This is a genomic window from Thermasporomyces composti (genome assembly GCF_003386795.1).
Lineage (GTDB): Bacteria > Actinomycetota > Actinomycetes > Propionibacteriales > Actinopolymorphaceae > Thermasporomyces > Thermasporomyces composti.
In genome coordinates, this window is record NZ_QTUC01000001.1 from 4,012,710 (window position 1) to 4,038,061 (window position 25,352).

The 25,352-nt window shown below is 68.5% G+C and carries 24 protein-coding genes; 10 read left to right on the plus strand and 14 right to left on the minus strand.

Annotated features, from left to right (window positions below; genetic code table 11):
- Positions 1-95: 95 nt before the first annotated feature.
- Positions 96-542, minus strand: coding sequence for a winged helix-turn-helix transcriptional regulator (locus tag DFJ64_RS17460; RefSeq protein ID WP_115851408.1), 447 nt, complete (start codon positions 540-542; stop codon positions 96-98).
- 122 nt (positions 543-664) lie between these two features.
- On the opposite strand from DFJ64_RS17460, the gene DFJ64_RS17465 reads away from it, so the two are divergent.
- The 7 genes from DFJ64_RS17465 (at position 665) to DFJ64_RS17495 (ending at position 6,958) form a co-directional block, all read left to right on the plus strand.
- Positions 665-1,594, plus strand: a complete 930-nt coding sequence (locus DFJ64_RS17465) for an NADP-dependent oxidoreductase (protein ID WP_115851409.1) — start codon at positions 665-667, stop codon at positions 1,592-1,594.
- A gap of 193 nt (positions 1,595-1,787) precedes the next feature.
- On the plus strand, positions 1,788-2,753 hold the full coding sequence (locus tag DFJ64_RS20125; RefSeq protein WP_115851410.1) for a nitroreductase/quinone reductase family protein: 966 nt from the start codon (positions 1,788-1,790) through the stop codon (positions 2,751-2,753).
- Between the two features lie 434 nt (positions 2,754-3,187).
- Complete coding sequence (locus DFJ64_RS17475; protein WP_115851411.1) at positions 3,188-3,424, plus strand: hypothetical protein; 237 nt, start codon at positions 3,188-3,190, stop codon at positions 3,422-3,424.
- Between the two features lie 254 nt (positions 3,425-3,678).
- Positions 3,679-5,115, plus strand: coding sequence for a serine hydrolase domain-containing protein (locus tag DFJ64_RS17480; RefSeq protein ID WP_115852205.1), 1,437 nt, complete (start codon positions 3,679-3,681; stop codon positions 5,113-5,115).
- Between the two features lie 242 nt (positions 5,116-5,357).
- The gene (locus DFJ64_RS17485) at positions 5,358-5,594 is read left to right on the plus strand and encodes a hypothetical protein (RefSeq protein ID WP_115851412.1); all 237 of its coding nucleotides are present in this window, start codon (positions 5,358-5,360) and stop codon (positions 5,592-5,594) included.
- A 75-nt stretch (positions 5,595-5,669) separates the two neighbouring features.
- Entirely contained in the window at positions 5,670-6,677 is a 1,008-nt protein-coding gene (locus DFJ64_RS17490; RefSeq protein ID WP_115851413.1) for a hypothetical protein, read from the plus strand.
- Positions 6,674-6,958 carry a hypothetical protein gene (locus DFJ64_RS17495; RefSeq protein WP_115851414.1) on the plus strand — a complete coding sequence of 95 codons (285 nt, stop codon included), beginning with the start codon at positions 6,674-6,676 and terminating at the stop codon, positions 6,956-6,958. Before DFJ64_RS17490 ends, DFJ64_RS17495 begins: the two co-directional genes overlap by 4 nt.
- 80 nt (positions 6,959-7,038) lie before the next feature.
- On the opposite strand, the gene DFJ64_RS17500 is transcribed toward DFJ64_RS17495, so the two are convergent.
- The 10 genes from DFJ64_RS17500 to DFJ64_RS17545 all read right to left on the minus strand — a co-directional run bounded on the left by DFJ64_RS17500 (position 7,039) and on the right by DFJ64_RS17545 (position 19,982).
- A complete protein-coding gene (locus DFJ64_RS17500; RefSeq protein ID WP_211310655.1) occupies positions 7,039-8,265 on the minus strand; it encodes an SfnB family sulfur acquisition oxidoreductase in 1,227 nt (408 codons plus the stop codon).
- The gene (locus tag DFJ64_RS17505) at positions 8,262-9,449 is read right to left on the minus strand and encodes an LLM class flavin-dependent oxidoreductase (RefSeq protein ID WP_115851415.1); all 1,188 of its coding nucleotides are present in this window, start codon (positions 9,447-9,449) and stop codon (positions 8,262-8,264) included. Before DFJ64_RS17505 ends, DFJ64_RS17500 begins: the two co-directional genes overlap by 4 nt.
- 112 nt (positions 9,450-9,561) lie before the next feature.
- A complete protein-coding gene (locus DFJ64_RS17510) occupies positions 9,562-11,190 on the minus strand; it encodes an ABC transporter substrate-binding protein (RefSeq protein ID WP_211310656.1) in 1,629 nt (542 codons plus the stop codon).
- A gap of 38 nt (positions 11,191-11,228) precedes the next feature.
- Positions 11,229-12,674, minus strand: coding sequence for an LLM class flavin-dependent oxidoreductase (locus DFJ64_RS17515; RefSeq protein ID WP_115851417.1), 1,446 nt, complete (start codon positions 12,672-12,674; stop codon positions 11,229-11,231).
- Positions 12,667-14,358: a dipeptide ABC transporter ATP-binding protein gene (locus tag DFJ64_RS17520; protein ID WP_115851418.1), complete on the minus strand. Its 1,692-nt coding sequence runs from the start codon at positions 14,356-14,358 to the stop codon at positions 12,667-12,669. The genes DFJ64_RS17515 and DFJ64_RS17520 overlap by 8 nt, the downstream gene beginning before the upstream one ends.
- A complete protein-coding gene (locus DFJ64_RS17525; RefSeq protein ID WP_115851419.1) occupies positions 14,355-15,233 on the minus strand; it encodes an ABC transporter permease in 879 nt (292 codons plus the stop codon). Before DFJ64_RS17525 ends, DFJ64_RS17520 begins: the two co-directional genes overlap by 4 nt.
- Positions 15,230-16,162 carry an ABC transporter permease gene (locus DFJ64_RS17530; protein ID WP_115851420.1) on the minus strand — a complete coding sequence of 311 codons (933 nt, stop codon included), beginning with the start codon at positions 16,160-16,162 and terminating at the stop codon, positions 15,230-15,232. Before DFJ64_RS17530 ends, DFJ64_RS17525 begins: the two co-directional genes overlap by 4 nt.
- A gap of 2 nt (positions 16,163-16,164) precedes the next feature.
- Entirely contained in the window at positions 16,165-17,811 is a 1,647-nt protein-coding gene (locus tag DFJ64_RS17535) for an ABC transporter substrate-binding protein (RefSeq protein ID WP_115851421.1), read from the minus strand.
- A gap of 65 nt (positions 17,812-17,876) precedes the next feature.
- On the minus strand, positions 17,877-19,103 hold the full coding sequence (locus tag DFJ64_RS17540; RefSeq protein ID WP_115851422.1) for an acyl-CoA dehydrogenase family protein: 1,227 nt from the start codon (positions 19,101-19,103) through the stop codon (positions 17,877-17,879).
- Between the two features lie 363 nt (positions 19,104-19,466).
- Complete coding sequence (locus DFJ64_RS17545) at positions 19,467-19,982, minus strand: flavin reductase family protein (protein WP_115851423.1); 516 nt, start codon at positions 19,980-19,982, stop codon at positions 19,467-19,469.
- 595 nt (positions 19,983-20,577) lie between these two features.
- Between DFJ64_RS17545 and DFJ64_RS17550 the strand changes: the two genes are divergently transcribed.
- Entirely contained in the window at positions 20,578-21,414 is an 837-nt protein-coding gene (locus DFJ64_RS17550) for an alpha/beta fold hydrolase (RefSeq protein WP_115851424.1), read from the plus strand.
- A gap of 38 nt (positions 21,415-21,452) precedes the next feature.
- Here DFJ64_RS17550 and DFJ64_RS17555 read toward each other — a convergent pair whose 3' ends face one another.
- Entirely contained in the window at positions 21,453-21,947 is a 495-nt protein-coding gene (locus DFJ64_RS17555; RefSeq protein WP_115851425.1) for a P-loop NTPase family protein, read from the minus strand.
- Between the two features lie 78 nt (positions 21,948-22,025).
- Between DFJ64_RS17555 and DFJ64_RS17560 the strand changes: the two genes are divergently transcribed.
- Positions 22,026-22,415 (plus strand): VOC family protein, encoded by a 390-nt coding sequence (locus tag DFJ64_RS17560; RefSeq protein WP_115851426.1) that lies wholly within the window; start codon positions 22,026-22,028, stop codon positions 22,413-22,415.
- 20 nt (positions 22,416-22,435) lie between these two features.
- Here the strand turns inward: DFJ64_RS17560 and DFJ64_RS17565 are convergent, their stop codons facing one another.
- Both DFJ64_RS17565 and DFJ64_RS17570 read right to left on the minus strand, forming a co-directional pair.
- A complete protein-coding gene (locus DFJ64_RS17565) occupies positions 22,436-23,275 on the minus strand; it encodes an ABC transporter permease (RefSeq protein ID WP_115851427.1) in 840 nt (279 codons plus the stop codon).
- A complete protein-coding gene (locus DFJ64_RS17570) occupies positions 23,272-24,270 on the minus strand; it encodes an ATP-binding cassette domain-containing protein (RefSeq protein ID WP_115851428.1) in 999 nt (332 codons plus the stop codon). The genes DFJ64_RS17565 and DFJ64_RS17570 overlap by 4 nt, the downstream gene beginning before the upstream one ends.
- A 299-nt stretch (positions 24,271-24,569) precedes the next feature.
- Between DFJ64_RS17570 and DFJ64_RS17575 the strand changes: the two genes are divergently transcribed.
- On the plus strand, positions 24,570-25,343 hold the full coding sequence (locus DFJ64_RS17575) for a TetR/AcrR family transcriptional regulator (protein WP_115851429.1): 774 nt from the start codon (positions 24,570-24,572) through the stop codon (positions 25,341-25,343).
- Positions 25,344-25,352 lie beyond the last annotated feature (9 nt).

The window sequence follows — 25,352 nt, forward strand, 5'->3', positions numbered from 1 at the left end:
TGGCGGCTGCCGCGCCGTGGGGGTGCATCTGAGGCAACCTCTCCTTACGGCCATGTGCTCGGCTCGGTGGCGAGTCGCTTGCGCCTGCCGCAAGCTCACTGTCCAGCCGAGGAGGCGTCGTACTTCTCGCGATGTGCGAGCACCTCGTCCATGTGCGCCTCGGCCCACTCCTTGAGGCCGCGCATCACCTCGAGGAGGGACAGACCGAGCTCGGTCAGCTCGTAGGTGACCGTGACCGGCACTGTCGGGGTCACGGTACGAGTGATCAGTCCGTCACGCTCCAGGGAGCGCAGCGTCTGGGTGAGCATCTTCTGGCTGACTCCGGCCAGCCGGCGGGACAGCTCCGAGTAGCGCAGCGGTCGTGGCGCGCCGACGCAACCGACCCCCGGAGACGGGCCGTCGCTCCCCAGCGCCGCCAGGATCAGCGCGACCCACTTGTTCGAGATCCTCTCGAGCAGCTGGCGGCTGGGGCAGCCCGCCAGGAACGCGTCGTACGCCACCTTCGCCTGCGCTCGCTTCTGGGCCGCCGTCATCGTGGGCATCGCCTGCTCCTTTTCCGCACCGCGGTGAGATACGCACTTCGAAGTGCGTACTTCCCGCTGGAAAGTTACCCCTCCATCGTGGTGTTTGACCCGCGCTGGAAACAACCACGAGGAGCGAAACCATGGGCGGTCCCACCTTCCGTGCCGCTGTCGTCCGCACGCCGAGCGGACCTGACTCGATCGAGATCATCGAGGTACCGGTCGTCGAGCCCGGACCTGGCGAGGTTCGGGTGCGGATCCACGCCGCGGGGGTCAACCCCGTCGACCTCGCGGTCGCGAACGGCGTCTTCCACGCCATGGGAGTGGTCAACCAACCCGAGCACACCGGTCTGGGCTGGGATTTCGCTGGTACCGTCGCCGCCGCCGGACCGGGCGTGGATCTGGCTGTCGGCACCCGGGTCGCCGGCCTCATCAACGGCCTCGACCGCGCCGTCGGCACGTACGCCGAGCAGATCGTCGTGGCCGCCGCTGACGTCGCCGTCGTCCCTGACGGTCTGGACTTGGCGACCGCGGCCACGGTGCCGCTCAACGGGTTGGCGGCCGCGCAGATCGTCGACCTCCTCGGTGACGCGCCCACGGGCGGTCACGCCGACCGCAACCGACTGTTGGTGACGGGGGCAGCCGGTGCGGTTGGCGGGTATGTCACCGTGCTCGCGCACGAGCACGGGTGGCGGGTGACCGGCCTGGCGAGAGCGCAGGATGAGGACTTTGTCCGAAGCCTCGGCGCGGACTTCACCACGGTCGCCGAGCCGGGCTGGGACGCGGTCGCCGACTGTGCGGCGCTGCGGGAGCAGGGCCTGGCACTCGTTCGCGACGGTGGGATCTTCGTCGGCGTACGGCCGAACGCCGGGCCGACCGCGGAGCGCGGAGTCACCGTGGCGGCCGTCGTCACGAGGCCGGACGGCGTCCGACTTCGGGAGCTCTTGACCCGCGTGGCGTCAGGCGAGCTGCCGGCCCGTGTCCACGCGGTCGTGCCGCTGGACCGGGTCGCGGATGCCCATCGCGCGATGGCCAAGGGCGGAGTGCGCGGACGCTATGTGCTCAAACCCTGAGGGTTGGGCCGGCGCGGGGCTCACCGCGCCGGCCCGGCCACTCTCGGCGGGCGACGGCCTGCGCGAGCGCGTGCACGGTCCCTGTGGCGCTGTCGTTGATGCCTGCGACCGACGCCAGGTCCCGTCACTGATCAGGGCGGACTGAAATAGTTACGCGCATAACGTTATGTGCCTCTGTCGAGGAGAGGGCCTCATGGACTTCGAGTCCGCCGACGCCATCAACCAGGCCATCCGCTTGTTGAGCCTGCGCCACCGGGCCAGGGCGGCCGCACTGCTGGCCCCCTTGGGCCTGCACCCCGGCCAGGAGGTGCTCCTACTCCAGCTGGCCCGGACCGGCCCGATGATCCAGGCGGAGCACAGCGAGGCACTCGGCTGCGAGCCGCCAAGCGTCACCCTCATGACCCGCAAGCTCGAGGCCACAGGGCACGTCCGCCGGAGGCCCGCCCCGTCCGACAAGCGCGCAAGCATCGTCGAACTCACCGACAGCGGCAAGGCTTTGGCCGAGCGGGTCAAGCGGCTCTGGTGCGCCCTGGCGGAGGAGACGGTGGCCGGACTGCCCCAGGAGACGGCTGCCGCGCTTCCCAGTCTTCTCAACGCCCTGACTGTCAACGTCGACACCAGACAGCCACGCCACCCCCAGCACCGCCGGCGCGGTCTGACCGCTGAACGGCTTCCCGCCGGGCAGGTCGGCATCGCGTCGACCGGGGAGTATGAGCCGAGTCCGTCTGGCTGGGTCCGCGATCACGTCGAGCAGATCATGCGTACCGGCACGACCGAGGGCGTCACGATCAAAGGACGACCCATCGTGTTGATGACCTACCGCGGCGCCAAGACCGGCAAGGTCCGCAAGGCTCCGGTGATGCGTGTCGAGCACGAGGGTCGCTACGCGGCGGTCGCGTCCAAAGGCGGCGCGCCAACCAACCCACAGTGGTACGCCTGTCTGCTCGCCAATCCGGTTGTCGAGCTTCAAGACGGCACGGTGACCCGGACCTACCGCGCTCGCGAGGTGTGGGGCGAGGAGAAAGCCGAGTGGTGGCGCCGAGCCGTGGACGCGTACCCGGACTACGCCGACTACCAGCGCAAGACCACGCGCCAGATACCCGTCTTCGTGCTCGAGCCCATCAGCGCGGACACGGGTTCCGACCGCTCCGACGGCTAGTTGCCGCCGCTGACCTCGAGCAGGCGGGTCGTCGGCAGGCCACGTGCTGGCGGGCCCCACGTGGATGCGGTCGTGCGCGGCATCGGGCCACCCAGGACGCGTCCAGCCGCTGGGAGATGATCGGTGGAGGCTCTGACGGTTGCGGCGTCTTCCACTGGAGGGGCGACCGGGCCAGACCCGAGCGTGGCCTTGCCGTCATCGGAGTTGAACTCGGCGCCAACCTGGCGCCATCGCTCGCAAGCGACTGGCCGGTCTCCCCGACAGCGACCTGCTGCGCCCGGGTGGTGCGTGGTCGTCGCCGGATGTGTGCGGGCGCAGCCCGCGGACGCGGAACCTTTCTGGACCGACGTGCAGGACGACTACCGGGCGGTGGGCTACGAGGGCGGCCCGCCGCCACCTCCCGAGCAGACGGTCCGCGGCCCCTTCCGCCGGAGGTGCTGAGCCTCTTCGCGGAGTTGGCGAGCCGCCGCTCCCCGGTCGAACTCCGCTACAGCGCCGACGACTACCTCGCCAACCTCGCCACCCAGTCCGGCACCCGCGCGCTCGGCGAGGGCCGAAGCGCTGACTTCCTTGTCCGGGTGCGGAAACGGCTGGAGGCGCTCGGCTGGCCCCGACCTGACCGTCCACGTCGTCGGTCAGCTCACGGTGGACCGGTCGATCTGACGACGTGACCGGTCGGTACGTCGATCCGTCCGCGCTCGGCGCCTTGGACTCCCCGCCGTCTGCGCTGGGCGTTCCGGAGCCGACGCTGTGGGGTCACAGGCTGGCTAACGTTGTCGCGGTCCGCGGCCGCTCGTCCGGAGCTGGTCGACCGGATCGCGAGAGCTCGCCACCAGGTCGTACGCACCGACGGCAGGGTTGGTTCGTACGAAGCAGGGAAGCCCCGTCAAGTCCCCAGACCGCCGAGACCGCGAAGACGCTGAGCATGAGCCGACACGACTTGCCCGCCAGCCCGCCGTCCGCCCAGGGCGTCGACGCGCATGGGATCCACGCCTTCCTCGACACGCTGGAAGCCGCCCCGGACATCGAGCCGCACAGCCTGATGATCCTGCGGCACGGCCACGTCGTCGCGGCCGGCTGGTGGTACCCGTACACCCCCGACCGGCTGCACCTGCTCTACTCGCTCAGCAAGAGCTTCACGTCCACAGCCGCCGGGATCGCCATCGGGGAAGGCCTGGTGCGGCTCGACGACCCGGTGATCTCGTACTTCCCGGAGTTCGAGGCGGACATCACCGATCCGCGCAGCCGTGCCATGCTCGTGCGACACGTGGCGTCCATGGCCAGCGGCCACATGGAGGAGACCCTGCATCGCGCGATCGCCGTAGACCCGGACGAGATCGTGCGAGGTTTCCTCCTCATCCCGCCCGACCGCGAGCCTGGCACCGTCTTCGCGTACAACCAGCCCGCGACGTACACGCTGGCCACGATCGTGCAGAAGGTGACCGGTCAGACACTCACCAACTACCTCCGGCCGCGGCTGTTCGATCCTCTCGGCATCGGTGAGGTGGCGTGGCAGCAGTACCCACCGGGTCGCGACATGGGCTTCAGCGGCCTGCACGCCACCACGGACGCGGTCGCCCGTCTCGGCCAGCTCTACCTGCAGGACGGGGTCTGGCAGGGCAAGCGCCTGCTTCCGGACGGCTGGGTGGCGGAGGCCACGCGGCCGCACATCGCCAATGCCGAGCAGTCGGAGAACCCGGACTGGCAACAGGGCTACGGATTCCAGTTCTGGATGGCGCGGCACGGCTACCGCGGCGACGGGGCGTACGGGCAGTTCTGCGTCGTCCTTCCCGAGCACGACGCGGTCATCGCCATGACATCGGCGACCGTGGCCATGCAGAGTGTGCTGGACGCGATGTGGGAGCACCTGCTGCCGGCGTTCGGCGACACGCCTCTCGCCGGCCGGGAGAAGGCCGACGGCGAGCTGGCGGAGCGGATGTCAGCGCTCGTCCTTCCTCCGGCGCCCGGCGAGCCGGCACCGCTCACCGAGCCCGAAGCGTGGTCAGGCGCGGAGTTCACTCCCGACGGTGGTACCTGCGCCGATCAGCCGGGACTGACCCGGGTGGCGGTCGGCTGTGACGACGATGGCTGGTCCTTGTCGCTGATCGAAGACACGGATCGACTCGATCTGCGCGTGGGCGGGAGGACCGAATGGACCGTCGACCCCACGGCCTCGGTCCCGACGGCGGTGACCGGAGGCTGGACCGACCCGGACACGTTGGCCGTCGAGATCGTGTTCCTGGAAACGCCTCATCGGTTGGTCGTCCGCTGCTCTCTCGCACGGCGTACGTTCGAGGCGCGCTGGAAGACAGCTCCTCTGCGAGCGGAGACCCTCAGCTCTCTCCGTGCGCCGCGCGCGTGAGGTGGACCTGAGCGCCGGGCCGTGTGTTGGGCGCGTGGGTGTGAGCGAGGGGACGATTCGTCGATTCGTCTCGGCTGAATAACGTCTTGGAGTCGACGGATCAGGCCCGGATTGCGTTCCAGAGATCGGGAACGTACGGTGCCAAGCGATCATTCCGCGACGGTGCGGTGACCGAGCTGTATCGAGCCATTCCAAGCGGGGGAGCGCGACGATGGCGACAGCGGCGGCCCAGGGGGGCGTCCGTGCGGTCGATCCGGGTCCTGGCGACCTTTGGCGGCTTCATCTGCGCGGTCATGCTCATCAAGGGGATCTACGCCCTGGTGAGCGAGGCGCCCGACACGTCGCCTGCCGCGCTCTTCTGCTTCGCTCTCAGTGTTGGTGTCGCTGTGGCGTTCAACGTGCTCCTCAACCACGACTCGGTGACGAGCTGGTGCGCCTCGGACCGGACGGCGGATGTGGAGTTCGCTGATAGCCAGTAGGTTTGCCGCCCTCGTGCTGTCGCTGGCGTTGCTCGCGGGGTTGACCAGCGCCTGTAGCAGACAGCCGCCCCCGAGATGCCTCCGGACTTCCTCGAGGTACGCGCATACGACGGGGCCGAGCCCGTCCTCTTGGTCACGTACAGGTCGAAGGAATCCCTGCTCTTCGGGCCACACTTCGGTCTGCTTCCCCACTGGACGGCGACGTGGGAGTCGCTCTCCGCCGAGGACGCGCAGCGGCTCGGCTTCGACGCACCTGACGGTTTCCGCGCCGCGGAAGGCCACGAGTTCGTGGCGATGCACATCGGCAGCACACAGCTGGATCAGGGCCGCTGGCCTGATGACACTGATCACCCGAAGCTCACCGCCTCCCTGACGATCGGAAACCGCACTGAGGAGCTCGCCACGTTCCCGGGACCGGGCACGCTGATCGTCGCGAGCGTTCCGAAGTCGGCGCCAGTCAAGCTCACGATCACCGACATGGGTCACGAGTTCTCGCTCGACATGCGCACGGCGAAGCCGCATCGTGACGGGTACAAGATCGTGTCCGCGACCGTGGACGAGTGGTACGAGGCAGGCGGTGTCGTTGCCACGCCGCTCGGGCCGGCGTCGCTCAGCGTGAGCTTCATCATCGACGAGGTCAGTCGAGAGCCGTACCTACCCGATCTGGGGTGGGCGAAGCCAGGACGCAACTGGCTGCGGGTACGTCTCAGCCAGCTCAAGTCGACGGCCCAGCTCAGGTCGACGGCCGGCCAGGCCAGGCTCGTGGTCGGCTTCCTCCTCGACACGGCCAAGACCTTCACGCTGGAGGTGGAGGGGACACGGGTCCCGGCGAAGCATGAGTGGATCAATGTGTCGATCCCGGTCAGCCAGGTGTACCCGCACACGGTGGTCTTCGACGTGCCCGAGTCGTTCCGCTCGGGCACGGTGCGGATCACACCCGAGGGCCAACTGTTCATCTACCGCCGCGAGCCCTACATAGACGACTATTACGTTTCCGACCCACCGACGTGCGGCGGTGACGTGCTTTGTCTTCGGTGGCGTGACAGGCCAAGGGGCGAGGCGTTCCAGGTGGAGCTCGCATGACCTCGCCGGCGATTTCGTGGTGGTGGTGGGGCTGGAACTTTGGCATCCCCACCACACCGTGCGTGGGGAAGAACCGAGTCGCCGACGACTCGGCGCAGGACTGGAGCCCTGACGAGCTGGCTGTCCACGACCGCGGTCTCGATGTCGTCGTCACGTACGCCACGAGCATGCATGCCAGTCGCCTCCAGCACACCGCGATCCTGCGTCGCCTCGGGGTCGACGGAACGGCCAGGAACTGGAGGACTGTCCAGGCGCTCACACGGCTCGCCTGCGGACACTGAGGAGCCTCGGCCGCGGGACACCAGGCTGCACGAGCCGGTCCCGGGCGGTGGCGTGGTGCCCGGTGTCCGCCGACCCCGACTCAGAGCAGCCCGTGCCGTGGTGGCAGGGTCCCGTTGACGACGTAGCGTCCAATGTGCTGGAGCTTCCATCGGGCCGGATCGTGGAGGGTATGCGTCCGTGCGTTGCGCCAGTGGCGGTCGAGGTTGAGCGAGGCGAGTGCCGACCGGGTCCCGGCGAGCTCGAAGAGCGCGTTGCTCATCTCGACGGCGATCCGGCCGGTCGCGACCTTCGCGGCGGCGACGGCGATGGACGCCTGGGCCGCCGTCTCGTCGGTGAGGTCGGCCCGTGCGAGATCGATCTCCTCAGCCGCGCGCGCCAGCAAGGCCTCCGCCGCGCGAAGCTCGACGGTGAGCTCCCCGACCCGTTGCAGGAGCAGCGGATCGTCAGCCGCACGGTCCAGACCGCTCTCGAACCACGGGCGGCTCTTGGTCCGGACGAACTCCACGGCGTCCGCGAGCGCCGCCGCCGCGATGCCGGCGTCGATAGCCGCGTGGAGGATCTGGGCCACGGCGCCGTGCAGCTGCGGGCCTTCGAAGGTCCGGTAGTGCGGCACCACGTGGTCCGCTGGCACCCGAACCCCGCTGAGCCTCACCGTCCCGCTCGCCGTCGTTCGCTGGCCGAGGCCGTCCCAGTCGTCGATCACGGTGAGCCCCGGTGCGTCCGCGGGGACGTACGCCACGTGAAGCTTGTCGTCCGGTGTCCGTGCGAGGACCGGGACCCAGTGCGCGAAGAGCGCCCCCGTGCTGTAGTGCTTCACCCCGTCGAGCAGGTAGCCGCCGGGCACCGGGGTGAGACGGGTGCGGATGTCCTGCACGTGCTTCGTGCCGGCCTCGGACTGCGCGTTGCCGAGCCGCTTGCCGGCGAGGATCTCGCCGAAGAAGAACCGCTGCTGCTCGGGCGTCCCCTGGCGGCGCAGGACATTGATGTAGACGAAGTGGCTCTGCGGGATCTGGGCGAGGTTCGGGTCGCCGACGGCGAGCAGTCGGAGCACTTCGGTGAGCGTCGTCGTCGACACGTCGGCGCCACCGTACTCGGCTGGGACGGTGATCGCCAGCAGGCCGCTCGCGGACAAGCGGTCGACCTCCGCGTGGGGCAGTAGGCGCTCCGCGTCACGACGTGAGGCGTCGGCCGCGAACTCGGCGGAGAGCTGTCGGGCGACCTCCAGCGCCTCCGCGTCGTCTTTGATGACGTGCGCGGGGATGGATTCGGCCGTGCGGTCACGAGTCTGGGAGCGGGTGGCTGTCATGGGCTGACCTTTCCGGGCGACGTCGGGGCGAAGGGGACGGCGAGCGCGGCGCCGTCGGCGCCGCCGCCGGCGAGACTCGGGGCCTGCCAGAGACCACGCTCGGCGAGGATCGGCAGCACACCCTCGCCGAACCAGTACGCCTCCTCCAGGTGGGGATAGCCGGACAGCACGAACTCGGTGATCCCCAACGTGGCGTACTCGGCGATCCGATCGGCGACCTCGCGGTGGCTGCCGACGAGCGCGGTGCCGGCGCCGCCGCGGACCAGGCCGATACCGGCCCAGAGGTTGGGCGCCACCTCGAGGTCCCGGAGACCGGTCCGTGTCCCGCCGCCGTGAAGGGCGAGCATCCGGCGCTGGCCCTCCGACTCGCTGCGGGCCAAGCCCTGCTGGACCCGTTCGATCGTCTCCGCGTCCAGCCCGTCCAGCAGCCGTTGCGCCTCAGCCCAGGCCTGCTCGGAGGTGTCGCGAGTGATGACGTGGAGCCGGATGCCGTAGCGCAGCGTGCGCCCATGCTCGCGGGCCAGCCGTTGGATCCAGTCCAGCTTCGCGGCCACCTGGTCCGGCGGCTCGCCCCAGGTGAGGTAGACGTCGGCGTGCCGTGCCGCCACCGGTCCCGCGGCCGCGGATGACCCGCCGAAGTAGATCGGGGGCGTGGGTGCGGGCACCCGGCCCAGCCGCGCGCCTTCGACACTGATGTGGCGCCCCACCAGGTCGACCGTCTCGCCCCGCCACAACGCCGTGACGACGCGCAGGAACTCCTCGGTGCGCGCGTAGCGGTCGTCCTTGGCGAGGAAGTCGCCATACGCCCGCTGCTCGTGGCTCTCCCCGCCGGTGACGACATTGAGCAACAGCCGCCCGCCGGAGTGCCACTGGTAGGTGGCCGCCATCTGGGCGGCGAGGGTGGGTGAGATCAGGCCCGGACGAAACGCGACGAGGAACTTCAGCCGCTCGGTGCGCTCGACGAGGAACGCTGTCGTCAGCCAGGCGTCCTCGCACCACGCCCCGGTGGGGGTGAGCGCGCCAGCGAACCCGAGCTGCTCCGCCGCCGCGGCGACCTGCCCGAGGTAGCCGAGTGTCGCTGGCCGAACACCTCCCGCGGAGCCGGTCGCCACACCGTGGCCACCGCCGACGATGTGCCGGCTGTCGCCGTACGTGGGAAGGAACCAATGGAATGTCAGGGGCACAGGCGACCTCCTTCGTCGTGGGGCGCCCGGTCGCGAAGGCGCCGTGCGGGGTTGTCACGTCTCATCTGTCGATCTCCGAGGAGCGAGAGTCGCCAAGGGGACGTTGTCGTGATCACTTGTCGAGCCAGGCGGCGGTGAAGACGGGCTGCGGATGTGAGGTGTCGACCGCGATGTCCTTGACGTACGTGTGGTACGCCCATTGCGCGTTCGCCTCCCACAAGGGGAGCGCGGGGACGAGCTCGAGGAGGCGATGCTGCGCCCGGCTGTAGAGCGCGGCCGCCTCGGGTCCGTCCGGTGTCGCGCGGGCCTTCTCCAGGATCGCGTCGAGCTCGGCGTCACGCAGGTACGACGCGTTCTGCCCGATCCGCTCGGCGCTGGGAATCTCCGACGAGTGGTAGCGGATGTAGAGGACGTCAGTGGTGTTGGTGTGCCAGTACCCGCTGGTGAGGTCGTAGTCGCCGGAATAGCGGCGCTCGGTGAGCTGTGCCGGCGGAAGCTGCACGATCTTCAGCTCGAATCCGACCTTTTTCACCTGTCCCTGGAGCTGGACCAGCTGCGGTGAGGGCGTCGCGCTCTCGTTCGTCGGCAGCTCGACCGTGAGCCGTCGACCGTTCTTCGTGCGGTACCCCGCGCTGTCCCGGCCGGTCCAGCCCGCCTCGTCGAGCAGCCGGTTCGCGAGTGCCGGGTCGTACCGGAGGACGCCCTCGGTCGTTGGGTCGTAGTACTTGGAGTTCGAGGCGAGGTAGTTGTCCTTGACCGGGTAGTAGCCGAAGCCGACGCTCTGCGCGATGGCGGCCACGTCGGTCGCCGCGACGAACGCCCGGCGAACCCGGACGTCGTCGAACGGCGGGCGGGAGGTGTTGAACCACACGGCGTTGGGGTGTCCGGGACGCGTGAGGTTCTTGAAGACAAGGTTGGGGTTCGCTTCGACGGCCGCGGCGTTCTGGGGTGGAACGAGGTCGGTGATGTCGTACTGTCCGCTCACCAGCGACTGGTAGCGGATCAGCGCCTCGGGGACGATCGTGACCTCGATCCGGTCGAGATACGCCGGGCCCTTGTGCTTCAGCCAGGAGGGCGCCCAGTTGTAGTCGTCTCGGCGTACGTAGGTGATCCTCTGGTTGCGCGCGTAGCTCTCGACGACGAAGGGACCCGTCCCGATCGGCTTGTCGCACATCGTCTCGGGAGCCTCCCGAATCTGCTTGGGCGACTCCATGCCGAGCCAGGCCTGGGCGAGCACGTAGAGGAAGGGCGTGTAGGGGTAGGCGAGGTGGACCTCCAGGGTGTACTCGTCGATGATGCGGCTGCTCTCGTAGGGGGCGATGTAGGCGGCGGCGAGCGGTGACTTGGTGGCGGGGTCGCGCATGTGCTCGAGGTTGACTTGGAATGCCTCGGCGTTCCACGGTGTGCCGTCGCTGAACGTGACGCCCTTGCGCAGGTGGAAGGTGTAGGTCGTGCCGTCGGGGGAGATGTCCCACGACTCGGCGAGGTAGGGCGCCGGTCGGCCGCGACGGTCAAGCGTCGTCACCGTGTCCGTGATGATCCGCCCAAGGAACTGGTTGAGGCCCGACGAGATCGCGTGCCCGTCGAGGCAGAGGGGATCGCCGGAGACGGAGAACCGCAGCGTGCCGCCGGCGACGGGAGCACGCGACGCCCCGGTGGTCGGGCTCGCGGCCCGGGAGTCTCCTCCCGCCCCACACGCCGTGGCCAGCACGAGCACGGCGCTGACGGCGACAGCGGTCAATGGCGCCGCTCGTCTCGTCGGTGACCGTCGACGAGCGGTCATGCGACCTCACCCGCCAGGAGCGCCGAGCCGCCAGGCTTGCCCGTCGTGAAGCCGGCCGCCGCCCGAACCTCTGGGTCCCGGTACCGCGCGCCGGGATGGTCCTCGGGCAGCCGCGAGCGCCCCTTGCCGAACAGCCGCTCGCGTAGCGTCTCGCCCTCCTCGTAGGACTCCCGGAAGCGGCCACGTCGCTGCAGCTCGGGGATCACCAGCTCGATGATGTCCTCGGCCGTTCCTGGCGTGAGGAACTGCCGAACGTTGAAGCCGTCGACGCCAGCCTCGTCCACCCAGGTCTCGAGCGCGTCGGCGACTTCCTTCGGTGTCCCGGCGACGTAGAAGCCGCCGCTCGACAAGCGCCCGATGTGCGCGAGGATGTCGCCGACCCGTTGGTCGGGGTGGTAGCGCTGGACGAGGCGTTCATAGCCGGGATCCTTGCGGGCGATGATGTCGCCGATCCGCTCCTCGGGTGGGTAGCTGGTGAAGTCGAGACCTGCTCCGGCGTGGGCGAGGTAGCCGTCGACGCTCCGCAGCTTCTCGAACTCGGCGACCTTCCGCGCCACCTCGTCATCGCTGCGGCCAACGATGATCGCCGCGCCCGGGAAGAACTTGATGGCGTCGGGGGAGCGCCCGAGCGCCTGCGCGCGTGCCTTGATGTCCTCGATGTTCGCGCGGACCTTCTCGACTGACCGCCCGCCGATGAAGACGGCCTCAGCGTGCTTGGCGGCGAACGCCCGGCCCGCCTCCGACACCCCGGCCTGGAAGATCACCGGGGTTCGCTGCGGCGACGGCTGGGGGAGATGCGGTCCGGCGACCTTGAAGTGCTGGCCGACGTGATTGATGTAGCGGACCTTCGTCGGCTCGGTGTAGACGCGGTTCGTCCGGTCCTGGACCACGGCGTCGTCGTCCCAGGATCCCTCCCACAGCTTGTAGGTGACGTCGAGGTACTCGTCCGCGATCTCGTAGCGGTAGTCGTGAGGGACCTCCTCGTCGTAGCCGAAGTTGCGTGCCGCGTTGGGCAGGTAGGACGTGACGACGTTCCAGCCGACGCGGCCTTTGGTGAGGTGGTCGAGGGTGCTGAGACGCCGAGCCCATGCGAATGGGGGCTCGTAGGTGGTGGAGAAGGTGATCGCGAAGCCCAGGTGTTTCGTCACCGCGGCCATCGCGGGAACGATCATGGCCGGGTCGTTGTTGGGGATCTGGACGGCTTCCCGGAGCGCTGTCTCCGGACCTCCGCGGAAGCCGTCGTAGGCACCGATGACGTCGGCGAGGAACACCGCGTCGAAGAGCCCGGCTTCCAACAGCTGGGCCAGCTCCGTCCAGAACTCGATGTCGTTGAACCGGTGCCGGTTGTTGTCGGGGTGAACCCACAGACCGTGCGAGATGTGGCCAACGGTGTTCATCTCGAACAGGTTGAGATGGATCTTCTTGGGTTCGTGACTAGCCATGGCGTCGAACTCCTGCCGTGTCGAGTCGAGGGATCGCCTCGAGAAGGGCCTTGGTGTAGGGATGGCGCGGTTCGCGGAAGACCGTGTCGACGTCGCCGGACTCGACGACCACGCCGTCTTTCATCACCAGGACGTGATCGGCGATGTGGTGGACGACACCGAGGTCGTGGGAGATGAAGAGGTACGCGAGGCCGAGCTGGCGTTGGATGTCGACGAGGAGATCCAGGACCTGAGCTTGGACGGAGACGTCGAGCGCCGACACCGGCTCGTCGCAGACGATCACGTCGGGCTCGGCGGCGAGTGCTCGCGCGATGGCCACGCGCTGACGTTCGCCTCCGGACAGCTCGATCGGTCGGCGATCGAGATAGTCCTCGCCGAGGCGGACCCACTCGAGCAGCTCGACGGCACGGTGACGTCGCTCCCGTCCCCGCCGGACCCCGATCGCGCCCAGCGCCTCGTCGATGACGCGACCGACGGTGAACCGAGGATCGAACGAGCTCAACGGGTCCTGGTAGATCGCCTGAACGCGGCGGTGGGTGCGCCGACGGCCGACCCGGTCGAGCTCGGTCCACGAGCGGCCGAGTACCCGGACCGCGCCCTCGTCCGGTGTCTCCACGCCCAGCACCATGCGGGCGGTCGTGGTCTTGCCTGAGCCGGATTCGCCGACGATACCGAGCGTTTGGCCGGCGTGGAGAGTGAAGGACACTGCGGAGACGACCGTGCGGCGCCGGTGATCGGGACCGGTGAAGACCTTCGTGAGGCCGTCGGCCTCCACGATCGGTCCATCGGGTCGAGGTCGCGTCGGGTGTGTCAGCCGCACCGGAGGCGTCGGGGAGAGTCTGCTGCCCTTGGATGCCGCTGACGGGACGGCGGCGAGCAGGTTCTTGGTGTAAGGGTGCTGCGGGTCGCCCAGCACCGCGTCAACAGACCCTTGCTCGACGATCCGACCATGACGCATGACGAGCACCCGGTCGGCGATCTGGGCGACGACGGAAAGGTCGTGGCTCACCACGAGCATGCCGGTGTCCCTGGTCTTCAGCGACCGCAGGAGGTCGAGAATCTGGGCCTGGACGGTGGTGTCCAACGCGGTCGTCGGCTCGTCGGCGATGAGGAAGGACGGTCCGGCGGCGAGCGCGGAGGCGATCAGCGTCCGTTGCCGGAGGCCACCGGAGAGCTCGTGCGGGTACTGCCGGGCACGCAGCTCCGGTTCGGGGATGCCGACGAGGGTGAGCAGCTCGAGGACCTTGCGTTCGCGCTCTCGCGCGGTGAGGTCGGTGTGCAGCTTGAGCGGCTCACCGACCTCCTGACCGACGCGACGCAAGGCGTCGAGGGAGGCGAGAGCGTCCTGGAGCACGAACCCGATCCGCGCGCCGCGGATGCGCCGCCAGCGTCGCTCCGGCAGCCGCAGGACGTCCTCGCCATCGAAGCGCAGCCGGTCGGCAGTGACCGTCGCTCCCGCGCCCGTGAGCCCCACCAGGGTTCGGGCGGTGACGCTCTTGCCCGAGCCTGACTCGCCGACCAGCGCGACGGCCTCCCCTCGGCCGACGGTGAACGAGACCCCTTCGACGACCGTGGTCGGACGATGCCGAGGACCGAACCGTACGGTGAGGTTCGCCACCTCGACCAGAGGAGGGGCCACGTGGTGGGTGTCTGGACGGACGTCCGTTCTCTCGGCGAGGCTCATCGGCCCGTCCTCCCTTCCGAACGCCGCCGCAGCTCGCGACCCACGACGGTGATCGACACGACGGTCAAGGTCAGCGCGGCCGCGGGGACGATCACCAACCACGGCGCGTTGGCGATGAAGTTCCGGCCGATGGACAGCGCCGCACCCCACTCGGGGCTTGGAGGCTCCGCACCCAGGCCGAGGAAGCTGAGCGACGCGCCGGCGCCGATCATCGAGCCGACGCCGATCGTGGCCAGCACGACGAGTGGCCGGATGGAGTTCGGCAGGACGTGCCGGAGGATGACGGTGAGCCTCGTCAGCCCGAGAGTCGTGGCCGCCTCGACGTAGGTGGACCGACGTGCGAGGTGAACCTGGGCGCGAACCATCCGGGCGTAGTAGGGGATGCCGCCCACGCCAAGTGCCCAGATCGCGTTGCTCGTCCCTCCGCCGAGCAAGGTGATCACGACGAGCGCGAGGAGCAGCTCGGGGACCGCCAGCGTGATGTCGAGCAGCCGCATGATCACGCCCTCGAGGACACGGTGGCCGAGCCCGGCGATCAGCCCGACGACCGTGCCACCGGTCGCCGCGATCGCGGTCGCGGCGAGCCCGGTGAGCAGGGACAGCCGGGCGCCGTGGACGATGCGGGTGTAGACGTCGCGACCCGAGTCGTCGGTCCCCAGCAGGTGCTCACCACCCGGCGGCTGGAAGCTCCGCTGTGGATCGACCGCGAGGGGATCACCAGGGGCTAGCAGGTCCGGGGCGACGAACGCCACAGCGAGCAGGACGAGGTACCCGATCGCCAGGAGCAGACCTGGCCGTAGATTCCACAGCGTGACACGTGGCCGAGCCACCGACCGGAGCGCGCGCGTCTCGCTGGCCCTGATCTCGGCTGTCATGCTGTCACCACCCGAGGGTCGATGAGGGAGTAGGCGATGTCGACAGCGAGGTTGATGACGACGTAGACGCCGGCCGAGAGGATGACGACCCCGAGCACGACCGGGACGTCCTTGGCGTAGACCGCGTTGAGCAACAGAGTTCCGAGGCCCTGCCGGGCGAACAACGTCTCGGTGATGACAGAGCCGCCGAGCAATGCGGCGACGAGGAAGCCCGACATCGTCACCGTGGGAATCACCGCGTGCCGGAGCGCGTGGAGCACCCGCACTGACGCGTCGCGCATGCCTCGCGTTCGGGCGGTGAGGATGAACGGTTGCTCCAGCACTTCCTCGAGCTCGTTGCGCAAGACCTGGGAAAGGGTTCCGACGACCGACAGTGCCGACGTCAGCGCCGGCAGGACGACCGACGACGGGCCGCTGTTGCCGCCGATCGGGAACAGCCGGAGCGTGAACGAGAAGACGATGAGCAGCGCGAACCCGATCACGAAGGTCGGTGTCGCGGCGAGCACCACCTCGACCCCGGACACGAGCGAACGCAGCCACGGTCGACGCCGTGCGGTCAGCAGCGCGATCGTGAGCGCGAGGAGGATCGCGGTGGTCGCGGCGATCAGCGCGAGCTGGGCGGTGGACCAGATCTGCTCGCCGATCGCGTCGAGGACGGGGACGCGCAGGACGTACGACTGGCCCAAGTCCCCGGTCGCCACGCGGCCGAGGTAGTGGAGGTACTGCACGATCACCGGGTCATCGAGTCCGTACTCTCGGCGGACTTGCTCCAGCACCTCCTGCGTCGGCCGGGCGTCCGGTCCGCCGAGGATCGCGAGCGCGGGATCACCGGCGGTGAGGTGGAGGGCGGCGAAAGCCAAGGTTGCCGCGCCCCACAGCACGCCGACCCCGACCAGGAGCCGAAAGCCGATTCGCTTGAGGAGTCGCATCGCTATCCCTCGATCCAGGCGCCGGTGAAGACGGGGATGGGGTGTGAGGTGTCGATCTCGATCCCCTTGACGTAACGGTGGTAGGCCCACTGGCTGTGGTTCTCGTGAACGGGAAGACCAGGGACGAGCTCGATCAGCCGATGCTGGGCCGCGGCGTAGAGACGGGCGGCCTCCTCGCCGTCGGGCGCCTCTCGCGCACGGCGTAGCAGGTCGTCCAGTGTGGGGTCGGAGAGGTACGCCGCGTTCTGCCCGATGCGCCTCCCGGTGATCTCGGAGGAGTGATAGCGGATGAAGAGCACGTCGGGAGTGTTCGTGTGCCAGACGCCGCCGAGTGCGTCGTAGTCACCGGCGTAGCGGCGTTCGGTCAGCTGCGCCTGCGGAAGCTGCTGGATGCGCAGGTCGATCCCGACCTTGCGTACCTCGCCTTGGATCTGGACGAGCTCTGGAGTCACCGAGCTGCCCTCGGCGGTCGGCGCGTAGGCGACGAGCCGCTTGCCGTCCTTGGTGCGGTACCCCTCGCTGTCCCGGCCGGTCCAGCCCGCCTCGTCGAGCAGCCGGTTCGCGAGTGCCGGGTCGTGCCGGAGAAGGCCTTCGGTTGACTTGTCGTAGTACTTGGTCGGTGTCGCGAGGTAGTTGTCCTTCACGTGGTAGGTGCCGAAACCGATGCTCCTCGTCACGGCCTCGGTGTTGACAGCGGCGACGAACGCCCGTCGAACCCTGATGTCGTCGAACGGGGGTCTGCTGGTGTTGAAGTGGAGGATCCACGGGTTGCCCGCCCGCACGAGGTTCTCGTAGACGAGGTCAGGGTTGGCTTGAATGGCGGTCGCGTTCTGCGGAGGTGCCGCCTCGGTGATGTCGTACTGTCCGCTCACCAGGGAGTTGAAGCGGACCACGGGCTCGGCGACCACCGTGATTTCGATTCGGTCGACATGGGCAGAACCCTGGTGTCGCAGCCACGAAGGTCCCCACGTGTAGTCCTTGCGGCGGACGTACGTGATGCTCTGGTTGTGTCGATAGCTTTCGAGGACGAAGGGGCCGCTGGCGATCGGATGGTCGCACAGGGTTTCCGGCGACTCCTTGATCGCCTTCGGCGAGTTCATGCCGAGCCAGGACTGCGCGAGGTTGTAGAGGAAGGGCGTGTAGGGGTAGGCGAGGTGGACCTCCAGGGTGTACTCGTCGATGATGCGGCTGCTCTCGTAGGGGGCGATGTAGGCGGCGGCGAGCGGTGACTTGGTGGCGGGGTCGCGCATGTGCTCGAGGTTGACTTGGAATGCCTCGGCGTTCCACGGTGTGCCGTCGCTGAACGTGACGCCCTTGCGCAGGTGGAAGGTGTAGGTCGTGCCGTCGGGGGAGATGTCCCACGACTCGGCGAGGTAGGGAGCGATGTTGCCGTCCCTGTCGAGCGTGGTCACTGTGTCGTAGAGGATTCGACCCAGCAATGCCTGTTGGGTCGCTGAGATCGCGTGGGCATCCAGGCAGCCCGGCTCAGCCGAGATGGACATACGCAACGTGCCGCCCTCGACGGGGCCGCTCGCTGAGGCGGCGTTCGGGCCGGCGGCGACGGATCCTTGCTGACTCGCGCACGAGGTCAGCGCGGCCGCGAGGACGGCCGCGGAGACACCGGCCAGCGTGGACCTGAGGGTGCGCATGGGTGGGAGAGTCCTTGTCGTGTCTCGTTGCCAGGAGGGGAGGACCGTTTCACGGAAGGTGGGGCTCATCGGTAGGGAGAGGGCGCGGGAACCGCGTCTTTGAGAACGAACGCCCCCAGCTCCTCCTCCTTGTAGGCGACGGGATCGTGCAGGCTGTGTGTGCGCACGTCGCGCCAGAAGCGGTCGAGGCCGTACTTGGCTTGTGTCGAGCGCGCTCCGGTGAGGTCGAAGATGCGACTCGTCACCTCGAGCGCGACCTTGGTGGAGATGATCTTCGCACTGCAAATCAGCTCCGCCACTTCACCGCGCTCTCGGGCGGTGAGGTCCTCGCCACGGCTTTCCGCCCATTCGAGAGCGGCGACCGCCTGATCCTTGAGCGCACTCGCCGCCTGGACTCGTGCCGCTAGGTCGCCGGCCGTGCGGAGGAGGTGGAGGTCATCGACGGCCTTGTCGACAGCGGCGTGGTGCCAGGGCCGGGAGTACGTCCTGGTGTAGTCACGGGCGGCGAGGAGCGCGCCCTCGGCGATCCCGACGTAGAGGTTGACGAATGTGAGCTGGAAGCCGAACACCCCGATGGTCCGGTGAGGAGGCTGCTCGGCGGGGTCACGCGGCCAGGTGCCGACGATGTCGGACTCGGCGACGAAGTAGTCGCGAAACTCCAAGGGGCCGCTGGCCGAGAGCCGTACCCCGAGCAAGTCCCAGTCGTGGTGGATGACGGAACCGTCGTCACGCTGAGGGTCGAGGAGCGTTCGCAGCCGTACACCAGTGTCCCGCAGCGTGCCGCTGCCGAAGATGCGATCGGCGACCCTGGCACCGGTACTGAAGTTCTTGCGTCCGTTGAGCAGATAGCCGCCCTTGACCGGGCGCAAGTCCAGGTCGTCTTCCTGCGCGCTCCCGGTGCCGCCGAGGTACCACTGGTTGGTGAGGGTCTGCTCGGCGACCCAGGCACGTCGATCGGGGTCCTCGATGCGCGCGATGTGCCGGACACGCTGGTAGTGGTAGCCCAGCAGGGTGGCGGTGGAGGGGTCGACGTGTGCGATGCGTCGGACGACGCTGTAGATGGTGCGCAGCCCGCGGCCGGGACCACCGAGGCTGGCGTCGAGAGGGAGCAGAAGCAGGCCAGACTTGCGCAGCCGGCGCACTTCGTCGAACGGTGGCTGGTTCGCTCTGTCCCGCTCGACGACATCGCGGGCAAGGTCGGCTTGCAGCGCCTCGACCGCCTCGTCAAGGTCGTCGACGGTGTCGGGTGTGCCCGGTGGCCAATGGGTGGGAATGATGGAGGCGTTGGACATGGTGGTCCTCCCTGGTGGCGGTCGCGGTGGATCGGCGTTGACGTCAGGCGAGGCGGATCGTGGACAGGTCGCTGAGTAGCGAGAAAGGGTGAGCGCCTACGTCGTCGTTGACGAGGTCAGCAGAGAGCGAGAAGCGGAACGACGGATCGCCCGATGGCACGCGAAGAATCAGCGACAGAGCAGGCTCGCGACTCGCATCAGGTCGATTGCGCGTCGCGTGGTGAGTGCCGGATCCCGTGGCGTCGTCACGTTGTGAACTGTCCTATCTGAAAAGTAGGGATTCAACCGAGGGTCCGCACTCTGAGACTGAGTTTCTTGTTCTGGACATCGTGCGGACGTCTGTCGCGACCTCGTCGATATTTGTCAGTGCCATGGCGCAGTCGTGGCGACCGTCGTGTAGGACCCGGCGTGGTAGAGCAGGGGAGCGTGGTGGCGAGTGGAGGCGTCGAGGACCTCGGCAACGACCAAGTGGTGGTCACCGGTCTCGTGGCGTTGGAGGACTCGCCCGCGTAGGTGGCCGGGCACGTCAACGAGAATCGGCTCACCTGTCGCCAGCCTCGACCATCGTGTGGGCGCGGCGAAGCGGTCGATGCCGCTCGTCGCGAACCTCGCTGCAATGGCGTGTTGCTCGGCGTCCAGGAAGTTGACGACGAGGGTCTCGGCGCGGGCGATGGTTGGCCAGCTGGATGCACTTGTGGAGAGCGCGAAGGACACCAGCGGTGGCTCGAGCGAGATCGAGGCGAGGGACGTGGCGGTGAAACCCGCCGGTCCGAAGCCGGCGTCGGCGGTGATCACCACGACCCCGGCAGCGTAGCGGCGAAAGACGGCGCGATACAGGTCAGGTGTGACAGTGCTGGTCAGCTCGACGGAGCTGGTCATGCGGCACCTCCAGGCAGGCAGGAGACCTTCGTGGCGCGCCGGCGATGCGTGACAGAGGGCGCGACGAGGTCCGAGGAGAGCGGAAGCAGGCAGGCGGGGCAGCGTTGCCCACACGGTCACGTCGATGCGGGGACCTGGTTCGCCTGATCGGAGCTCACGTACGACTGCGGAGCTCAGGGGAGACTGCGGTCGCTGGACGCATGAGAAGAGACGGTGAGCCGGCTTGCGGTCAGCGACACAGCTCGCTGGCCACGCGCATCAGGTCAACGGCCCGGCGGCTGGTGAGGAGGAAACACCGGCGCATATCCCCACTATTCATGTAGGGAATGAATTGATCCAGGCCTGTCCCATGCTGTGGACGCGATTCCACGTCCGACTTGTGCCACCCAGACCGGCCATGCGCTCGGCCACGCTGACCGTCGGTCGCGACCGTGTTCAGGGGCAGAGGACACCGATCGAGGGACGAAGGTCTCCCACATCGACGCTCGACCGTCGGCAGCCTGAAGAGAAAGACGTGAGTGCAAACCGACTTGGCGGAGGTGGAGACCGCCCCGTCGGGCGAAGACCAACGGCTCACCTGCGAAAGGAACGCACCGTGCCCTACGTCACCGTCGGACGCGAGAACACCGCCGACATCCAGCTCTACTACGAGGATCACGGGACGGGCCACCCGGTCCTGCTCATCCATGGATTCCCCTTGAGCGGGCGGGCGTGGGAGAGGCAGGAGCGCGCACTGCTCGACGCGGGCTACCGGGTGATCACCTACGACCGTCGGGGATTCGGCAAGTCGAGCCAACCCAGCGTTGGATACGACTACGACACGTTCGCAGCCGACCTCTCCCACCTCATCAACGGACTGGAGCTGGACGACGTCGATCTTGTCGGACACTCGATGGGCGGGGGTGAGATCGCTCGCTACCTCGGAACGTACGGGTCGGCACGTGTGCGGAAGGCCGTCATCGTCTCGGGCGTGCCGCCGTTCTTGCTCAAGACGCCGGAGACTCCCCACGGCGTGCCGAAGGAGGTCTTCGACGAGATCGTGGCGAGCCTCCGCGCCGACCGCTTCGCGTACTTCACCGAGTGGAACAAGAACTTCTTCAACCTGGACGAGAACCTGGGGACCAGGATCAGCGAGGAGGTCGTTCGGGACGCATGGCACAGCGCGGTGAGCGCGTCGCCGATCGGGACGATCGCCTGCGTCTCCACGTGGTACACCGACTTCCGGGAGGACCTGCCGAAGATCGACGTGCCGGTGCTCGTCCTGCATGGCAGCGCTGACCGCATCCTGCCGATCGAGGCGTGTGGACAAGCCACCCACGAGGCCATCGCCGGGAGCCAGTACGTCGTCATCGACGGTGCCGACCACGGTCTGTGCTGGACCCACGCCGACGAGGTCAACGACGCGCTGCTGTCTTTCCTGGGGAGCAGCTGAGGCGACACTCGCGGGTGCCTTGTGTCACGCGCCTCATGTCACGAGCATGGCGGGCGGACCGCGGTCTCGTCCGCCGCAACGCGGGCGAGGAAGTGGTCGACGGCACGTTGGCTTCGGAGGACATGAACGTCCGCGTCGCGCGCGTGAACCTCGATCTGTCGCAGGACGTGCCGACCCCACCTGCGGCGGTACGTCCACAGCCAGTGCCAGAAGTCGGCACGTTCCCGCCCACGTCGTCGTGCCCGCCAGGCGCAAGTCAGGAGCGGAAAGTCGAGCATGATCACCGTGTCGGCGGCGCGAAGTCGGACGTTGAGGACGTCGTACGGCCCGAGATCTCCGTCCATGATCCACGCGGGGCGCCGAGCCAGCTCACGCTGCGTGGCCGCCCACTCCTCGGGCGGTGTGGCGGTGAGGCCGGGACGCCAGAACACCGTGTCGAGCTCGATGACAGGCAGTCCGGTGAGCGTGCCCAAGCGGAGGGCGAGAGTCGACTTGCCCGCCGCGCCACGACCGACGATCACCACGCGCTTCATCGGACCCCATGCTCCCACTGGCGGGCCAGGACGTCGACGTCGGCGTCGTGGGGGTGGCGCCCTCTAGGCTCCCGAGTCATGTTCTCCACGCCGCAGGTCAACATCTACTCCGCGGGCGTCGAGCGGTCGGTGGGCTTCTACCGGAGTCTCGGGTTCGAGGAGACCTTCCGAACGCCTCGCGAGGGCACACCGATCCATGTGGAGCTCAAACTCGACGGGTTCACGCTGGGCATCGCCGCGGTGACGTCGGCCGTGGCCGACCACGGACTCGAGCTGGACTTGAGCAAGCCGGGCCGTGGCATGGAGATCGTGCTGTGGACCGATGACACGGACGCCGCCTTCACCACGCTGGTGGCAGGCGGCGCCCGTGTGCTCTCCGAGCCGCACGATTGGCTGGGTCGCCTGCGGGTGGCGTGGGTCGCCGACCCGGATGGCAATCCCATCGAGCTCGTCGAGCGTCGGCGCTGAGAAGGCCGGTCGTCGATCGGTCACCTGCTCAGCTTTCGGAACGTGCGGACCGCCAAGGGCAGGAAGACCGCGGTGATGAGCAGCGGCCACGCCACGGCCATGAGCAAGGCGTTCTCCTCGATCCAGGCGCCTCCCGTCGGGAGCGGGTTGCCGAACAGCTCGCGGATGGCGTTGGCCGTCGCGGAGACGGGGTTCCACATGGCGATCACGCCGAGCCAGTCCGGCATCAGGTGCGGTGGAGTGAAGACACTCGAGATCATCCCGAAGGGGAAGGCGAGCGCGAAGAGATTGCCGACGGTCTCGACGCTGCGGGCGACCAAGCCGAGGTACACGCCGACCCAGATCAACGAGAAGCGCAGCAGGAGCAGGAGACCGAACGCCGCGATCGTGGCGAGGAGACCACCCTGCGAGCGCCAGCCGATGACGAGCGCGATGGCGGCCAGGATCACCAGATCGAGGCCCGCGTGCAGCACGTCGGAGACCCCGCGTCCGGTCACCACGGCCGAGTCGGCCATCGGCATCGAGCGGAACCGGTCGGTGACCCCCCGCTCCTTGTCGACCGCGACGGCCATGGCGGTGTTCATGAACCCGAAGGCCATCGTCATGGTGAACATGCCCGGCATGGCGTACGCCGTGTAGTCGGCGCCGCCTCCGATGTCCATCGCGCTGCCGAACACGTAGACGAACAGCAGCACCGAGACGATGGGGAAGCCGAGCTGCCAGGCGATGAGCGACGGCTGCGCGACGAGGTGAGTGAGGTCGCGACGGACGATCGTCCAGCAGTCCACGACAGCCCACGAGGCACGGCGTCCCAGGCTGTCGGGTTCGGTGGTCGACGGATTGGCGGTCGATGTGGTCACGCGCGTGCACCTTCCTGAGTGGCGGTTGCGGATGGCGACGTGTTCGGGTCGGCCTGGTGACCGGTGAGCTGGAGGAAGACCTCGTCGAGGGTCGGTCGGCGCAGACCCAGGTCTTGGACGTCGATGCCCGCCTCCTGCACACGGCGGGCGACCTCGGCGACGGCGTGGACCCGGTCGGTCGCGGGTGCGTGAACCCGCAGCTCGTCGCTGTCGACCTGGGGTTCGGCGCCATTGGAGACCTCCGCGAGCAGCTTGGCGGCGGCGGGCAGGTCGGCCGGGTCGGTGACGACGACCTCGATGCGGTCGCCTCCGATGGCGCGTTTGAGCCCGGCCGGGGTGTCCTCGATGACGGTCCGGCCGCGGTCGATCACGGCGATGCGGTCGGACAGCTTGTCAGCCTCGTCGAGGTAGTGGGTCGTCAAGAGGACCGTCGTGCCCTCGGCGGCGAGACGTCGGACCGCCTCCCACACCTCGATGCGACCCCGCGGGTCGAGACCGGTCGTCGGCTCGTCCAGGAACAGCACCTCTGGCGCCAGGATCATGCTGGACGCCAGGTCGAGGCGACGCCGCATGCCTCCGGAGAACGTCTTGGGGCGCGCGTCGGCGACGTCCTCCAGGTTGAACTGCCGCAACAGCTCTTCGGCGCGCTGCTTGGCTCGATGGGAGTCGAGGTGGAAGAGCCGGCCGAACATGACGAGGTTCTGCCTGGCGGTGAGGACCTCGTCGACGGCGGCGTTCTGCCCGGTGAGTCCGATCCGACGACGGACCTGACGGGGCTGCGCCGACACGTCGTACCCCGCGACCACGGCTCTCCCTGAGTCCATCCGGGTGAGGGTCGACAGGATCCGCACCGCTGTGGTCTTCCCTGCGCCGTTGGGGCCGAGGAGGCCGTAGACCGTGCCTCGCCGGACGGTCAGGTTGAGCCCGTCCAGCGCCTGGGTCTCGCCGTATCGCTTGGTGACACCCTCGGCTAGCACCGAGTAGTCCGAGTGCATGAACCGTTGCCTTCTGTGTTGGGCATCTCAAGAGCGACGTTTTCGTACACCGTACTACATAGTACGGTGTACGAAAACCTTTCGCGGGAGGTCGAGGCTGATGGCACGGCCGGGCATTCCGGATGGACCGGGCATGAGACCTCCTGGCGGCGCCGAGCACCTCGGCAGGGCCTCGGCGGTCAGCAGGAGCCGCGGTCCCAGGTGCGTGCCGGTCGCGGTTGCGCAGGTCCCGCGCGTGGGCGTTGTGGTCCAGTTGCCCACGAGTCGTCGAAGGGTGGTGGCACTAGGATGAAGCCGCCATGACGACCGCGCACAGTGGCAGCGGCGATCCGCGCCGGAGCCTTGAGCTGCTCTGGCGAGGACGGGAGCCCGCGGGCCGCGGACCGAGGCCCGGCTTGAGCCTGGAACGCATCGTCGGCGCGGCTGTGGAGCTCGCCGACAGGGAGGGCATCGCCGCCGTGTCGATGCGCAAGGTTGCGGCCGAGCTCGGCGTGGGCACCATGTCGCTGTACCACTACGTGCCAGGCAAGGGTGAGCTGCTCGACCTCATGCTCGACTACGTGGTCGAGGTACCCCAGGCGCCGAAGGGGAAGCGGCGTCAGACCTGGCGCGAGGTCCTGGAGACGATGGCGTGGCGTACGTGGCGTCTCTACCTCAGCCACCCGTGGTTGCTGCAGGTGAACCAGGCCCGTCCCGTCGTGGGACCCAAGGCGTTCGCCGCGCTCGAGTCGGTCGTCGCCGGGCTGGACGGGCTGAGCCTCACCGGGCAGGAGAAGATGGCGGCGATCGCGGCGGTCGAGAACTACGTGACTGGCGCCGCCCGCACGTACCTCATGCGGCAAGAGGCGAGCCAGCGGTCCACGATGACGGAGGAGGATTTCTGGGCGCTGCAGGCGCCCTACCTCTCTGAGGCGATGGCCGATGGCGCGTGTCCCCATCTTGCGGCGCTGCCCGAGGATTCCTTCCAGCTCGTCCCTGAAGACGCATTCGAGTTCGGGCTCCAGGCTCTGCTGGACGGGTTGGCGGCGACGATCGAGCGACGGAAATCCGCTCCGAGGCGGAAGACAGGCTGACCGGTCGGG